The sequence below is a fragment of the Acinetobacter sp. SFD genome (assembly GCF_001647575.1).
Classification (GTDB): Bacteria; Pseudomonadota; Gammaproteobacteria; order Pseudomonadales; family Moraxellaceae; genus Acinetobacter; species Acinetobacter pecorum.
This window is the reverse complement of the sequence record NZ_LSZJ01000011.1, coordinates 200,414-215,386: the sequence shown is the minus strand read 5'-3', so window position 1 is coordinate 215,386 and position 14,973 is coordinate 200,414. Positions and strand designations below refer to the sequence as shown.

16 protein-coding genes and 2 tRNA genes are annotated in these 14,973 nt (G+C 42.5%); 11 read left to right on the top strand and 7 right to left on the bottom strand.

The features are described from left to right. The first annotated feature begins 150 nt into the window (after window positions 1-150). A complete protein-coding gene (gene sucC / locus AY605_RS06510) occupies window positions 151-1,317 on the top strand; it encodes an ADP-forming succinate--CoA ligase subunit beta (protein WP_064095632.1) in 1,167 nt (388 codons plus the stop codon). 12 nt (window positions 1,318-1,329) lie between these two features. Further along, the gene (gene sucD / locus AY605_RS06505) at window positions 1,330-2,220 is read left to right on the top strand and encodes a succinate--CoA ligase subunit alpha (protein WP_064095631.1); all 891 of its coding nucleotides are present in this window, start codon (window positions 1,330-1,332) and stop codon (window positions 2,218-2,220) included. Window positions 2,221-2,286: 66 nt separating this feature from the next. Here sucD and AY605_RS06500 read toward each other — a convergent pair whose 3' ends face one another. From AY605_RS06500 to AY605_RS06490, 3 genes are all read right to left on the bottom strand, one after another. Beyond that, window positions 2,287-3,993 (bottom strand): flotillin family protein, encoded by a 1,707-nt coding sequence (locus AY605_RS06500; protein ID WP_064095630.1) that lies wholly within the window; start codon window positions 3,991-3,993, stop codon window positions 2,287-2,289. 37 nt (window positions 3,994-4,030) lie between these two features. Then, window positions 4,031-4,666, bottom strand: a complete 636-nt coding sequence (locus AY605_RS06495; RefSeq protein ID WP_064095629.1) for a YqiJ family protein — start codon at window positions 4,664-4,666, stop codon at window positions 4,031-4,033. Window positions 4,667-4,979: 313 nt separating this feature from the next. Beyond that, the gene (locus tag AY605_RS06490; protein WP_064095808.1) at window positions 4,980-5,522 is read right to left on the bottom strand and encodes a hypothetical protein; all 543 of its coding nucleotides are present in this window, start codon (window positions 5,520-5,522) and stop codon (window positions 4,980-4,982) included. Between the two features lie 323 nt (window positions 5,523-5,845). Between AY605_RS06490 and cysD the strand changes: the two genes are divergently transcribed. From cysD to AY605_RS06465, 5 genes are all read left to right on the top strand, one after another. Then, window positions 5,846-6,760 carry a sulfate adenylyltransferase subunit CysD gene (gene cysD / locus AY605_RS06485; protein WP_064095628.1) on the top strand — a complete coding sequence of 305 codons (915 nt, stop codon included), beginning with the start codon at window positions 5,846-5,848 and terminating at the stop codon, window positions 6,758-6,760. Between the two features lie 148 nt (window positions 6,761-6,908). Next, window positions 6,909-8,522, top strand: a complete 1,614-nt coding sequence (cysN, locus tag AY605_RS06480) for a sulfate adenylyltransferase subunit CysN (RefSeq protein ID WP_064095627.1) — start codon at window positions 6,909-6,911, stop codon at window positions 8,520-8,522. Between the two features lie 145 nt (window positions 8,523-8,667). After that, window positions 8,668-8,940 carry a hypothetical protein gene (locus AY605_RS06475; protein WP_064095626.1) on the top strand — a complete coding sequence of 91 codons (273 nt, stop codon included), beginning with the start codon at window positions 8,668-8,670 and terminating at the stop codon, window positions 8,938-8,940. Window positions 8,941-9,375: 435 nt separating this feature from the next. Beyond that, on the top strand, window positions 9,376-9,894 hold the full coding sequence (locus AY605_RS06470; RefSeq protein ID WP_064095625.1) for a PadR family transcriptional regulator: 519 nt from the start codon (window positions 9,376-9,378) through the stop codon (window positions 9,892-9,894). A gap of 32 nt (window positions 9,895-9,926) precedes the next feature. Continuing rightward, window positions 9,927-10,187 (top strand): DUF2798 domain-containing protein, encoded by a 261-nt coding sequence (locus AY605_RS06465; protein WP_064095624.1) that lies wholly within the window; start codon window positions 9,927-9,929, stop codon window positions 10,185-10,187. 18 nt (window positions 10,188-10,205) lie between these two features. On the opposite strand, the gene AY605_RS06460 is transcribed toward AY605_RS06465, so the two are convergent. Beyond that, complete coding sequence (locus tag AY605_RS06460) at window positions 10,206-10,550, bottom strand: thioredoxin family protein (RefSeq protein ID WP_064095623.1); 345 nt, start codon at window positions 10,548-10,550, stop codon at window positions 10,206-10,208. Between the two features lie 23 nt (window positions 10,551-10,573). Beyond that, window positions 10,574-11,017, bottom strand: a complete 444-nt coding sequence (locus AY605_RS06455; RefSeq protein WP_064095622.1) for an N-acetyltransferase — start codon at window positions 11,015-11,017, stop codon at window positions 10,574-10,576. A 129-nt stretch (window positions 11,018-11,146) separates the two neighbouring features. On the opposite strand from AY605_RS06455, the gene AY605_RS06450 reads away from it, so the two are divergent. The 3 genes from AY605_RS06450 to AY605_RS06440 all read left to right on the top strand — a co-directional run bounded on the left by AY605_RS06450 (window position 11,147) and on the right by AY605_RS06440 (window position 13,627). Beyond that, complete coding sequence (locus tag AY605_RS06450) at window positions 11,147-12,139, top strand: NAD(P)H-quinone oxidoreductase (RefSeq protein ID WP_064095621.1); 993 nt, start codon at window positions 11,147-11,149, stop codon at window positions 12,137-12,139. A gap of 245 nt (window positions 12,140-12,384) precedes the next feature. Then, the gene (locus AY605_RS06445) at window positions 12,385-12,585 is read left to right on the top strand and encodes a hypothetical protein (protein WP_064095620.1); all 201 of its coding nucleotides are present in this window, start codon (window positions 12,385-12,387) and stop codon (window positions 12,583-12,585) included. A gap of 136 nt (window positions 12,586-12,721) precedes the next feature. Then, window positions 12,722-13,627 carry a helix-turn-helix transcriptional regulator gene (locus AY605_RS06440; RefSeq protein WP_064095619.1) on the top strand — a complete coding sequence of 302 codons (906 nt, stop codon included), beginning with the start codon at window positions 12,722-12,724 and terminating at the stop codon, window positions 13,625-13,627. A 153-nt stretch (window positions 13,628-13,780) separates the two neighbouring features. On the opposite strand, the gene AY605_RS06435 is transcribed toward AY605_RS06440, so the two are convergent. Beyond that, window positions 13,781-13,866, bottom strand: a tRNA-Leu gene (locus AY605_RS06435). Window positions 13,867-13,876: 10 nt separating this feature from the next. Beyond that, window positions 13,877-13,950 (bottom strand) — tRNA-Cys (locus AY605_RS06430). 153 nt (window positions 13,951-14,103) lie between these two features. Between AY605_RS06430 and folD the strand changes: the two genes are divergently transcribed. Beyond that, window positions 14,104-14,952, top strand: coding sequence for a bifunctional methylenetetrahydrofolate dehydrogenase/methenyltetrahydrofolate cyclohydrolase FolD (gene folD / locus AY605_RS06425; protein ID WP_064095618.1), 849 nt, complete (start codon window positions 14,104-14,106; stop codon window positions 14,950-14,952). Window positions 14,953-14,973 lie beyond the last annotated feature (21 nt).

Here is a 14,973-nt window from a genome sequence, read left to right as displayed (position 1 = left end):
AGGTCGCTCTTTTGTATTTCATGGTTGTTTTTATTGGAACAATCATCTAAAAATAAAGATAACGATTTGAAGAAATGCTGGTGCTGCTTTGACGGACGTCTGGGTGCTGGTGAGTTATAACAAGCTAAAGAAGTAATAAAAGGTTATTCCATGAATTTACATGAGTATCAAGCAAAAGCGCTATTAAAAAAATATGGTATGCCTGTACAGGAGGGCATACTGGCCACTAATGCCGATGAAACGGTGCAAGCTTTTGAGCAGCTGGGTGGAAAGTTCGCAGTATTGAAAGCACAGGTACATGCTGGCGGTCGAGGTAAAGCAGGCGGTGTAAAAGTAGTAAAATCGGCTGCCGAGGCTGCTGAATATGCCAACCAGATAATTGGTTCACGCTTGGTCACTTATCAGACGGATGCCAATGGTCAGCCAGTCAATAGCATTTTAGTCTCGGAAGATGTTTATCCGGTTGAGCGCGAGCTGTACTTGGGTGCTGTAGTCGATCGCTCGACTCGCCGGATCACTTTTATGGCATCAACTGAAGGCGGTGTTGAGATTGAGAAGGTAGCTGAAGAAACCCCGGAAAAAATCATTAAAGTTGAAGTTGAACCTTTAGTCGGTTTGATGCCATTTCAGGCACGTGAAGTTGCTTTTGCACTGAAACTGAAAGATGGACAAATCAATCAATTTGTAAAAATCATGACAGCTGCCTATCAGGCATTTGTAGAGAATGATTTTGCACTTTTTGAAATCAATCCGCTCTCCGTGCGTGAGAATGGTGACATTCTGTGTGTTGATGCGAAAATCGGAATTGATTCAAATGCGCTATACCGTTTGCCAGAAATCGCGGCTATGCGAGATAAATCTCAGGAAAATGAGCGCGAACTGAAAGCCTCTGAATTTGATCTGAACTATGTGGCACTTGAGGGTAACATTGGCTGTATGGTTAATGGCGCGGGTCTCGCCATGGCAACCATGGATATTATCAAGCTCTATGGCGGTCAGCCAGCCAACTTCCTGGATGTGGGTGGTGGTGCCACGAAAGAGCGTGTGATTGAAGCTTTCAAAATTATCCTTGCAGATAGCTCTGTACAGGGCGTATTAATCAATATTTTTGGTGGAATTGTACGTTGTGACATGATTGCTGAAGCAATTATTGCAGCGGTTCAGGAAGTAAATGTGACTGTTCCTGTGGTTGTTCGCCTTGAAGGCAACAATGCGGAATTGGGTGCAAAATTACTGGATGAATCAGGTTTGAAGTTGATTTCTGCACATGGTCTTGCTGATGCTGCAGAAAAAATTGTTGCTGCTGTAAAAGCTTAAGGAGTATCAATCATGAGCGTATTAGTTAATAAAGACACCAAAGTGTTGGTACAAGGTTTTACAGGTAAAAACGGCACATTCCATTCTGAACAGGCTTTGGCTTATGGCACTAAAGTTGTGGGCGGTGTCACTCCAGGAAAAGGCGGTCAAACCCATCTGGATTTACCCGTTTTTAATACCATGCGTGAAGCGGTGAAGGAAACTGGCGCAGATGCTTCGGTGATTTATGTTCCGGCACCTTTTGTACTGGATTCCATTATTGAAGCGGTTGATTCCGGCATTGAATTAATTGTGGTAATTACTGAAGGTGTACCAACCCTCGACATGCTGAAAGCCAAGCGTTATCTGGAAACCAATGGCAACGGTACACGTCTGATTGGACCAAACTGTCCGGGTATTATTACGCCGGGTGAATGTAAGATCGGGATTATGCCGGGACATATTCATCAACCAGGTAAAATCGGAATTATCTCGCGTTCAGGTACACTGACTTATGAGGCCGTGGCACAGACCACTAACCTAGGTTTAGGTCAGTCGACCTGTATCGGTATTGGTGGTGACCCGATTCCGGGCATGAACCAGATTGACTGCTTAAAACTGTTCCAGGAAGATCCGCAAACTGAAGCCATCATTATGATTGGTGAAATTGGTGGTACGGCAGAAGAAGAAGCAGCTGAATATATTCAATCGAATGTGACTAAGCCGGTTGTTGGTTATATTGCGGGCGTAACTGCGCCTAAAGGCAAACGTATGGGTCACGCAGGTGCGATTATTTCAGGTGGCAAGGGTACAGCTGAAGAAAAATTTGCAGCCTTTGAGCGTGCGGGCATGGCCTATACGCGTAGTCCTGCTGAACTCGGTTCAACCATGCTGCAAGTGTTAAAAGATAAAGGTTTGGCTTGATATCTAAAGTAAGGCTGTAATAAAAAAGCTCCCAGATGGGAGCTTTTTTATATCTCAGTCTATTTTTCAGGTTTTAGCTTTGAGACTCTGGGTCATGCCATTGATATCACCACCTTGAATACCCAGCTCACTCATCAAGCTATCAATTAAAGGTGCCTGACTACGATAACGCAGGGCGCTATTGACAACCTGATCTGAAAGGGCAACATTGCCCCCTTCATGATGTGCATCTGCCTGACAAGAACCGGCATGACTGCCATGTAGTCCATTGACCTGAAGAATTTTGATATCGTCAATATTTTCCATTGGCTTGACGCTTTCCCGGATAATTTCAGGCAAGTATTTCAGCATGGCCAGACGAATCTGCATTTCAACCTGTTCTGGTGACAGAACATTATTGGCTTCATTGACCGCACGGGTACCTTCAGCATCTACCTGATACTGTTTCTCCATCGCTTGAGCCAGTAGGATTTTCGCATCCGCTTCACCCTTGGCTTTGAGACGGACCTTTTCAGCTTCAGCTTCAGCAGCAATGCGTACGGCTTCTGCATCGTCTGCTGCCGCCTGTTTGCCAGCTTCAGCGGCCACTGTAATTGCAATCGCATCTTTTTCAGCATGTTCTTTGGCCGCAACCAGCTCGACCGCCTTTTGACGCTCTGCCTGCTGGATTTGACGCACGGTGACAACTTCTTCTTCTGCTTTTACCGCCTGCGCACGGGCGTGGTCGGCCTGGGCTTTGGCTTCAGATTCGGCACGGGATTTTTCCGCAATGGCAATGGCACGATCCTGTTCAGCCAGTTCAATGGTTTTCTTTTGTTCGACTTGGGCTTTTTGAATCAGCTGTGCTTTTTGAATGTTTTCATTCTCTACATCACGGGCGGCCAAAATACGCTTGAGTTCGACCTCGCGTTCAGCCGCAATTTGGGCTTCCTCTGCTTCGCGTTTTTTGCCAGCTTCCTGAGCGGCAATTTCAGCCAGCTGTTCAGCACGTCGAATGGCAATTTCACGTTCCTGCTGTAGCTTGGCATATTCTTCTTCACGAATAATTTGCAGGCGAGCCTGTTCAGCTTCCAGATTCTTGGTTTTAATTGCCAGATCTGTATCTTGTTCAATATGGTTACGCTTGCGACGACGATCCTCAATAGTTTCAGTAAGCTTGGTCAGGCCTTCTGCATCAAAAGCATTTTGTGGATTGAAATATTTAAATCCGGTCTGATCCAGACCAGTTAGTGAAACAGTTTCAAGCTCCAGACCATTTTTATGTAAATCTTCAGACACCACCTGCTGAACTTTCTGTACGAAATCCACCCGCTTTTCATGTAGTTCTTCCATAGCCATTTCTGCGGCTACTGCGCGTAGTGAATCGACAAACTTGCCTTCCACCAGATTTTTTAGTTCATTTGGTGACATGGTTTTTTGACCGAGTGTTTGTGCTGCGGTGGCAATTGAATCAGCGGTAGGTTTGACCCGTACATAGAATTCGGCCATGACATCGACACGCATCCGGTCACGGGTGATTAGTGCCTGATCATCTGCACGACGCACCTCAAGGCGCAAGGTATTCATGTTTACCGGAATAATTTCATGCAGGACTGGAAGCACAATGGCACCTCCGCCTAAAATCACTTTTTCTCCACCCCAGCCGGTACGTACAAAGGAAATTTCCTTGCTTGAACGACGGTATAAGCGTGCAATGATGAGACCGAAGGTCACCAGTGCTACAAAAATAATTCCCGCAATAATTAAAATATTATATAAATCAAATTTTAACATTGTTATAAAGTCTCAATTGAGTTTTGGCTAAATAAAATTAAAGTTCAATGGCTTGAAAGCCATTTTTAGTTTTTTGGGTCAGAACCACATCCTGGCCTTGATTTAAAGTCTGATTACTTTCAGGTTCAACCAGCACATAATGGGTCTGCCCATACTGGTCCTGAACTCTGGCCTGTGCCGGAGAATTCACTCTAGCGTCTCCCAGGATAATGGTCGCGGTACGTCCGATCAGTTCATCGCTATGAATGGCGGAAGTTTCATCTTCAGGCAGAAGCTTGCTTGCCGCCTTGGCAAGAAAGCGTACTACGGGCATACACAGAAACAGGCAGGCTGGAGAAATCAGCCAGACACTGAAAAGTTGGCTGGTCAGGCGTTCAAATATGCCCTGAATCAATAAACCACTCAAACCATAACTGGTCAGAAAAATAATCAGCCAGATAAATAAAGGCAGACGTCCCAAATATAACCAGTCAAATACTTTGCTGAAAACACCGGGAGGGTGATCCGGACTTATTTCCGGATGCAGGGGGTCGTCAGGTAAAAACTGTTCAAACATATGCTGTGATCCGCCACCGAGCAACAGCAGAATGCACTCAAGTGCAGCAAACATCAGCATTAGGCTTAAACTGATGCTAAATACGATATTGGATGGATGTGTAAACAGTTCCCACATTTTTTATCTCTATAATTATGTTTTTAGGAAAAGTATCTGAAATTTTTTATCAGGCTTACGATAGCAGTAATTGTAGTTTTTGTATGCAAAAAAATAACAAAAAACCTGATAAACAGGGATTGAATATATAGATTATTTAATAATCAGTGAACTATTAAAATTAATAATAAACTATAAGCGAATCAGATTCTTGATAGAGAAATGGAATAATTCCATAGAAATTATGGCAAGTAACGCCTGTTGTCTGTATGTTTCTGGGAAAAATATAAAGATACTTCAACCAGAGTATCTTTATATTTTCTATTTAAATCTGCTAGAGCAGGGCGGTCTGAATTCGCACTTTCATATCGAGGGTCTGTTGCAGAATATACTGCTGCATCCATTTAACCTGTTCACCCATAGGATTGACCTTGACTGCGGTATTCAGGAAGTTCAGATCAGGCTGACTGAAAAGCTGTTGTTGCAGGGTTTGCTCCAGCATTTGACTACTACTCGTCAAAGGTAATGCCACCAGATAGAAGGCTTTAGGATAATTATAAAAGGCATATAGCAAGTTAAAGGCTTTTTGATCTCCTTTGAGATGGCTGACACCAATTTCGTAAGCTGCATTCTGGTTGCTATAGGTGATGCCCACTAGAAATTCCCAATGACCTTCATGTAAACGTAAAGCAAACTGCAATCCGATTTGGTCTGCGGTCAGTGCATGTTGCAGATAGATATTCAAGGGCTTGCCATCATCACTAAAAGGTTCTTGCAGAACTAAAATATGCTGCTGGTGCTGATAAATGTAGCCGGCAAGCTGAGCCTGTTCCAGGCGGTGTTTTACTGTGCTGAGATCAAAAGCGCTATAGGGCATAAATAACATATATGAAAGGGCAGAGTTGAGCTTACTCTAGTAATTTTTCAACTGTTTGAGAACCACTACTTTAGATTATTTTTCTATGATTTTATTGGTTTGTTGACAGAGTGTCCCTGGATAAATACTACAAAATATCCAAGCCTGCGTTATGCAAAACCTTGATTCATAAAAACTGATATTCATTATTGATGAATTTTTATATGAGCTTTTGATATATCAATATCATAAAACAAGCAATGGATAGGATAGGTAAATCACTATAATGAATATAAATTTTCAAAAGTGTCATAAGTACACGTTTTTCTAAGCTGGTGTTGTCCATGTCGTTAAATGAGGAAAGACTTACTCATCTCAAACAGCTCGAAGCTGAGAGTATTCATATCATCCGCGAAGTTGCTGCCGAGTTTGAAAATCCGGTCATGCTGTATTCAATCGGTAAAGATTCAGCAGTAATGCTGCATTTGGCACTAAAAGCGTTTTATCCTGCAAAACTTCCATTTCCATTGCTGCATGTAGATACAGGCTGGAAATTCAAAGACATGATCACGTTCCGTGACAACATGGCCAAAGAACATGGCTTTGATCTGATCGTGCATCAGAACAAGGAAGGCCGTGATGCGGGCGTAAATCCATTTGACTATGGTAGCTCAAAATATACCGACATCATGAAAACCCAAGGTCTGAAACAGGCGCTGGACAAATATCAGTTTGATGCAGCTTTTGGCGGGGCACGTCGTGATGAAGAAAAGTCACGCGCGAAGGAACGTGTGTATTCATTCCGTGATTCTAAACACCGTTGGGACCCGAAAAACCAGCGTCCAGAACTGTGGAACCTTTACAACGGTAAAGTGAATAAAGGCGAAAGTATCCGTGTATTCCCATTGTCTAACTGGACTGAACTAGACATCTGGCAATACATCTATCTTGAAAATATCAAACTTGTGCCATTGTATCTGGCGGCTGAACGCCCAGTGGTTGAGCGTAATGGCACGCTGATCATGGTGGATGATGAGCGTATGCGCCTGAATCCAGGCGAAGTACCACAAATGAAATCGGTTCGTTTCCGTACTCTAGGCTGTTACCCGCTTACGGGTGCTGTGGAATCTACAGCCAACACCTTGCCGGAAATTATCCAGGAAATGCTTTTAGCGACCACATCTGAACGTCAGGGCCGTATGATCGATCATGATGAAGCAGGTTCGATGGAAAAGAAAAAGCAGGAAGGTTATTTCTAGAGTCTCGTAATCTCCCCTAACCCCCTCTTTAGAAAAGAGGGGGGAACTCCAAAAATTGATTGGAGGAAAGTCCTCCTTTATTAAAGGAGGATTTAGGTGGATTTAAAGATTAGCAACCGATTTCAACGTATTTGTGGAGCTTTGAGCAATGTCTCATCAATCTGATTTAATCAGCCAAGATATCTTGGGTTATTTGAAACAACATGAAAATAAAGACTTATTGCGTTTCCTGACGTGCGGTAACGTAGATGATGGTAAATCAACTTTAATTGGTCGTCTGCTTTACGATTCAAAACTGATTTATGAAGATCAGCTGCAGGCAGTTACCCGTGACTCGAAAAAAGTCGGTACTACTGGCGATGCACCTGATCTGGCACTTCTTGTAGATGGTCTGCAGGCCGAACGTGAGCAGGGCATTACTATTGATGTGGCTTACCGTTATTTCTCGACTGAAAAACGTAAGTTTATTATTGCTGATACACCGGGACATGAACAGTATACCCGCAATATGGCGACAGGTGCGTCGACTGCAGATCTTGCGATCATCCTGATTGATGCGCGTTATGGCGTGCAGACCCAAACCCGCCGTCACTCATTTATTGCGAGTCTATTAGGAATTCATAATATCGTAGTGGCCGTGAACAAGATGGACCTGGTTGAATTCTCTGAAGCACGCTTCAATGAAATTCAGGCAGAGTACAACAAGTTCATTGAACAGTTGGGTGAACGTAAGCCTGAAAATATTATTTTCACGCCAATTTCTGCACTCAACGGTGATAACGTCGTTAACAAATCACCAAATACGCCGTGGTACCAAGGTCAAACCTTAATGGAGACTTTGGAGACTGTTGAAATTACGCGTAATACCAGCAAGGATGAATTCCGTTTTCCGGTTCAGTATGTGAACCGTCCGAACCTCGACTTCCGTGGTTTCTGCGGTACCATCGCACTGGGCGAAATAAAAGTTGGTGATGAGATTGTTGCGCTGCCATCTGGCAAGAAATCCACAGTCAAAGAAATTGTCACTTTTGATAGTAATCTGGATCACGCTGTTGCGGGGCAAGCCATTACTTTAACTTTGAATGATGAAATTGATATTTCACGTGGTAACGTTCTCGTTAAAGCGGGTGAGCAGCCTTTAATTTCACGTTCTGCGCGAGCTTCAGTGGTTTGGATGAATGACCAGTCGCTAGTCATTGGCAAACTTTATAACGTGAAGTTCGGTACTCAGACCATTCCAGCAAAAGTTGCGAAAATTCACTATCGTACCAATGTCAACACATTGGAAAAAATGGAAGTTGAGCAACTGGAGTTGAATGCAATTGCTGATGTCACCATCGAATTTGATGCGCCAGTGGTTTTCGACCGTTATCAGGATAGCCGTTATACCGGCTCATTCATCTTTATTGACCGTTTAAACAACGTGACTGTTGGTGCGGGGATGGTTGAGATGGCAGTGGAATGGACTGCGCACAACGAGCCTGTAACGGCTGAAACGCGTGCTGCGCGTTTAGGTCAGAAACCTGCAGCGGTAACTGTATCTGCTAAGGCATTGGAAAATGCTCAAGCACTTGAAAGCCTGCTAATCCAGCAAGGTGTGGTTGCAATTGCAAAAGCAGGTCTGACTGCTGATCAAGTTACGCTGGTTCGTGAAACCGGTGTAGTTATAGTAACTGATGCAACTGAAGGTACAGATGTTACTTTTGCTCAGGAATTAGCTGAAGAACTTGCTGAGAAAATTGTGGAACTGGTTCGTCTATAAGACTGGACTGGTTTTAGAGAAACCCGCTGTAAGGCGGGTTTTTTATTGCCTAAATTTTGTTTGCATGAAAATCATTCGATTAGTCAAAATGTGATCTTTCAATTTACTAGTCAATTAATACAATGCTCCATAAATGGGGGTATTTATGAAAAAATTATTATTACTGGTTGGTGTGTGTGTAGCTTTTGGAGCTGAAGCCAAACAGAGTAGTCAAAGTGTTGAAGCGATCAAGCAGAAAATTATTAAAGAGTCGATTGAGAGTTATCAGGGCAATTGTCCATGCCCTTACAATACTGCACGTAATGGCAGCCGTTGTGGGAAACGCAGTGCTTATAACCGCGCTGGTGGATATGCACCACTTTGTTATCCGGAAGATGTAAGTGAAAAGATGATAAAAAATTTTTTGAGTCGGAAATAATTAAGAGTTAATCTGTTAAAAAAGAGAAATTGAAATGTTGTACTTTAATTTAAATGGGGTAAAAGGTGAACAAAATAATAATCAACCATTTTTATAAGAATGGGATGGAAGAATATCACTCTCCATTGATGGATTATGCATATCAATTTGAAAGAAAATTAATTTATAACACTTTCTTCTTATCAAAAGCTTGAATGTTATAAACATGATATTAAACATGGTAAAAGAAAACTATTGAGGTTGAATGAATTAAGTGGAAGTTTATTTGAGTCCGAATCATCAAGTTTGACTTTTCTAAAAGAAATGAGAAATAAAATTATTCATGATGGTTTTCTAGATGCTTAAGTTGATCAAATAAAAGTTGAATTAGAACTAGAATTTTAATTAAATTCTCAATAAGATATATCTTAATTAAATTTAAGATATATCTTAACCATGCCTGTAAGTCCTCACTCTGTTATTTCAGAAGAACAAGAAAACTCTCCAAAACTTCGCAAACGTCTGTTTGAAGCAGGTGAAATGAAATTGCTGGTGCTGCATTTTATTGCCCAGGCACCCAGGTTTAGCTATGACATTATTAAAGAAGTGGCTGCTCTGGTCGGCGGAAACTACAAGCCGAGCACCGGTACGATCTGTCCAACCATTAGTTATTTGGAAGAGCAGCAATATACACAAGTGACTATGAGCGCTGATGAGCGCAAGCAATATCACATTACTGACGAAGGTCTTAAGCATCTGGAAAGCTATCAGGAAATCCTGCAAAAAGTTCTTCGTCGGTTTGAAACCCGTCGCCGGATTAAAGATGATGAGCGTTATACCGACATTAATACTGCGATGGAAAGTCTGAAAGCTGCATTGCGATTCAAATTGTTTGATGATGAATTAAGCACTGAAGATATTCAAAAGATTGCAAGACAGATTGACCAAGCAGCAGTAAACATCACACGTCTGTAATTCGATTCATGATTTAAAAATTAGGTAAAATGATGAAAAATAGAGTTCCAAAATTTCATGCCAAACATCTGAACTGGCTGATGCCGCTGATTCTATCTGGCATCATGAGTGGCGCAATTTCCTGCTTTAATCTGCTACTGAATAAAGGCTGGAGTGATCAGTTTATCTCAGTGTGGCTGCATGCCTGGAGCATGTCATGGCTGATGGCATTTCCACTGATTCTGGTGGTGCTGCCACTGGTGCGTAAATTCCTGATGCAGTTTGTGCAGATGCCGAATCAATCTGTCAAATAGGGGATTGATCTGCTTGCATCAGTTGGATAATTCATCCATTACTTGGGTCAGAATGGCTTTCATTTCAGTCAGACTTTTTACACCGGCTATACGGTGAATAATCTGGCCATTTTTAAAAATCAGGGTGGAAGGTAGGCCATAGACGTTATAGCGTAAAGTCAGAATCGGTGACTGGTCAACATTGATCTTGCCGAACTTGATGGTTGGTTTGTGCTCAGCATAATACGCTGCCAGTTGTTCAAATACAGGAAAGTTTTGAACACAGGGTTTGCACCAGTCTGCATAGAAGCGGATCACCGCAAGGCCTTCATACCATTCAAAATCGCTATAATTATCTTCGTTATAAAGGATGACTGCTGACATAAGTTGCCCTTATATGTTCCAGATCAAGGCCTGCACCAACTCATACCTAGTTCTGCATGGCCGGTATTTTGGTCAATCTCTGGACTGGTCATTTTAAAACCTTGTTTCTGGTAGAACTGAACTGCTGAGGTATTTTCAGCATACACATTTAAATGCAGTTGCTCACATTGCTGTTTCAGGAAATTCAGCAGACGTACGCCATAACCTTTGCCCTGCTGGGCGGGATCAATGAAAAGTGCGGCCAATACCTGCTCTAATCTTAGCAATGAGGCAAAACCCAGAACTGTATGATTTTCTTTGATTATATAATTTTCAGAAAGAGGCAGATATAGATCACGCATGGCAATCAGCTGTTGTTGCCAATATGTTGCGGGAATAAAGGCATGTGCCTGTAAGGAGGCATTTAGCCAGATGTCTAGAACTGGATTTATATCCTCTGTTTCAACTTTTTGAATAATAATAGTCATGGGCTGCTTGATATCAATTTATAAAATACCCCAAAGATTATACATAAGTCCATTAGCCTTCAATCCATAAGCGTTCTATGTTCAAATAAGTTTAAGAGAGATAAAACATCAATGTTAGGGAAACAATCCATGTCGCAACAAAACATGCAACACGTCATTATTACAGAACCGGGTGGGGTGGATAAACTCGCTTATGAAACAGTTGCTATTCCTGAACCCAAAGCTGACGAGGTGCTGGTCAAGGTTCATGCTTTTGGGATTAACCGTCCGGATATCTTGCAGCGTCAGGGTATATACCCGATGCCAAAAGGCGTAACTCCTGTTCCAGGGCTGGAAGTGGCAGGTGAAGTGGTTGCGGTCGGAACTGATGTAAGTCAGTTTAAAGTCGGTGACAAGGTTTGTGGCCTGACCAATGGTGGTGGCTATGCAGAATATTGCGTCGTACCTGAAAGCCAGACTTTAAATATTCCTGAAGGCGTGAGCTTTGTGCAGGCTGCTGCGATTCCTGAAACCTTCTTTACGGTGTGGGCAAATGTGTTCCAGATGAGTAAAGCCAAGGCAGGAGAAACGGTACTGGTGCATGGCGGAACCAGTGGGATTGGAACCACGGCACTCATGCTATGTAAATCCTTGGGTATTAAAACCTTTGCCACAGCAGGTAGTGACGAAAAAATCCAGGCGATTTCACATCTGACCACAGGAATCAATTACAAGACTCAGGACTTTGAGCAGGTCATTAATGAAGCAACGGATAATGCAGGTGTAGATGTGATTCTGGATATGGTCGGTGCGCCATATTTAGAGCGTAATTTGAATTTGCTCCGCCGTGATGGCCGTCTGGTATATATCGCATTTTTGGGTGGTGCCAAGGCTAAGGAAGTGAAACTGGGTCAGATCATGATGAAACGTCTGACTATTACTGGTTCAACCATGCGTGCACGTAGCACGGCTGAAAAAGCTGAAATTGCACAAGGTTTGAAAACGCATGTAGCACCCTTATGGGCAAAAGGCGAATGTCTGCCAATGATTTATCAGACCTTTAAGTTTGACCAGATTCAGGAGGCGCATGCAGCCATGGATACGGGTGAACATATTGGAAAAATTGTGGTGGAAATCATCTAATTATTCTTGTGATTAGAATACTAAAAACAATAAAAGCCAACTTGTGTTGGCTTTTATTTTGCATAAAAAATGACGACCAATTTAAATTAATTGATTGATATGGGGGTTTAAATTTTAAAAAATGGTAAAAATGTTAATTGTTCGACACAACCTGTCGAAACTGGGGAGTAAATTAACAATTAAAATTAACCTGACTAAATTGTTTGGTATTGAATGAAATATCACATAACAAAAGGAAGTATATGATGAAAATAGTGTCAGCTCCCTATACGCGTGAACATGGCTTTCGGGCATTAAAGCGGTTGCATAAAGTCATTATTCTTAATCAGTTCATCCGTTCAGATTTACATAAGCTGTATCAGGCTATGCTGCATCTGGAACGCTATATGGAACGGCTGAACCGGAAAAGTTCTAAATCTGCTTTTAAACGCCGTAAAAAAGCTTAAAAAGACTGTTCCTATTAGCCTTAAGTTGAAGTAATTAACTCTAATCTCATTTTTATTAAGCTGTATAATTTTCCCATAATTTAAAAATTCTAAGCAGAGTATGCATTGCGCTAAAAATAGCGAAAAGAGGGGATTTATGAAGGGCAATGCGTCAACGCATGAGCGCCTCGCAGAACGTTTGGCCAGTATTTTAACCAAACTTAATATAGGGCATCAGTTAAATGTGCAGGAGTTGGCACGAGAATTTCAGGTGAGCACCCGAACGATTGAGCGTGATTTTGATCGCCTTAATTCTTATTTGCCGCTGATACAGGATGAACATACAAAACGCTATTATCTTGAACCTTCCTATTTAGGACGTTTCAAGTTACAGGATATCCAGAATTTTGCCCAATTGTCCGGGATCAGTGATCTGTACCCGACGCTGGACATGTCTTTTATACGTGAACTGCTGGATGAGCGGGCAAATCAGGTGTTTTCGGCAAAAGGCTACTATTTTGAAGATGCCAAACAGTTTGCCGAACATTTCAAGCTGCTTGCAGGTGCGATCTATAAACGTCAGCAGATTGAGCTACTTTATTCAGATCAAGTGCGAATTATCCAGCCTTATCGCTTGATTCATCATCATGGTATCTGGTACTTGGCTGGTGTGATTCAGGGCGAGTTGAAAACCTATCGCCTAAGCCAGTTGCAGCAGGTAAAACTGGTCTTCAAGGCTGAAAGTTTTGAGCATGATTCTGAAGTACTGAAAATGCTAACAGATGAAGACAGTATCTGGTTTGGACGGCAAAAACAGCAGGTTTTGGTCAAGGTACAGCCTGCAGTCACAGTATTTTTTAAAGAGCGCCGTTTATTTCCGGAACAGCAGATTGAGCAGGAGTTGGAGTCTGGAGAATTATTGATTAGTTGCCAGATTCGTCATGAAATGCAGTTACTGCCTTTGGTGCGTTACTGGTTACCTTATGTGAAAATCATTGAACCGATTCATTTTCAGCAAAAACTGGAACAGGATCTGCAAGGATATTTACGCTCTGCCGGATGATATTTTAAATGAAAGCAGGGCGCTGCATAATAGGTAATGAAACTTAAACAGGAAATTTAGACTTACTCATTTTTAGAATAACTAAATTACAGGCATAAAAAAACCAGCTTTCGCTGGGTTCTTTTATTTGCACCATTTTCTATAGTAGAAGAATGGTGCCCGAGGCCAGACTCGAACTGGCACGCTTTGTGGGCGGGGGATTTTAAATCCCCTGTGTCTACCGATTTCACCACTCGGGCTTTAACAAGATGGAGGCGGAGGTCGGAATCGAACCGGCGTCCACGGAGTTGCAGTCCGCTGCATGACCACTCTGCCACCCCGCCGCGTCTTGTTGATGCGTATATTATCAAGCTCAGAAAAAAAAACAATAGTGTATTCATTCGTATGCGCATAAAAACAGCATCTGGCGGAAAATATTTAGCATTATCATGTAGAATGTGCAAAATTGATTCATATCAACACTTGGGAGAAATGCTGTGGCATTAGTTCTAGACGGTCGTGCATTGGCGAAGCAAATAGAAGCTGACTTGTTTACTCGCGTAGAAGCGCTGAAAGCAAAATCAGGTCGTACTCCAATTCTTGCGACGATTTTGGTAGGTGACGATGGTGCATCTGCTACTTATGTTCGCATGAAAGGCAATGCTTGCCGCCGTGTTGGTATGGATTCACTTAAAGTGGAACTTCCTAAGGAGACCACTACTGAAGAATTACTTGCTGAAATTGAAAAACTAAATGCAAACCCAGATGTACATGGTATTTTGCTCCAACACCCGGTTCCTGCGCAAATTGATGAGCGTGCATGTTTTGATGCAATTTCGCTTGAAAAAGACGTAGATGGTGTCACTTGTCTGGGCTACGGCCGTATGGCAATGGGTGAAGCAGCTTATGGTTCTGCAACGCCTGCAGGCATCATGACCATCCTGAAAGAAAACAACATTGAAATTGCTGGTAAACATGCGGTAGTGGTTGGTCGCTCTGCAATTTTGGGTAAACCAATGGCAGCAATGCTGCTTGAAGCCAATGCAACTGTGACCATTTGCCACTCACGTACTCAAGATCTTGCAAGCTTCGTGAAGCAAGCAGATATCATTGTTGGTGCGGTAGGTAAGGCTGAGCTGATTCAGAAAGACTGGATCAAACCCGGTGCAGTAGTTGTAGATGCCGGTTTCCATCCACGTGATGGCGGTGGTGTGGGGGATATCCAGTTACAAGGTATTGAAGAAATAGCTTCTGCTTACACGCCAGTTCCAGGTGGTGTAGGTCCTATGACCATTACCACCTTGATTCGTCAAACGGTTGAAGCTGCTGAAAAAGCGCTAGGTTAATTTTAAATCCTCCCTAACCCT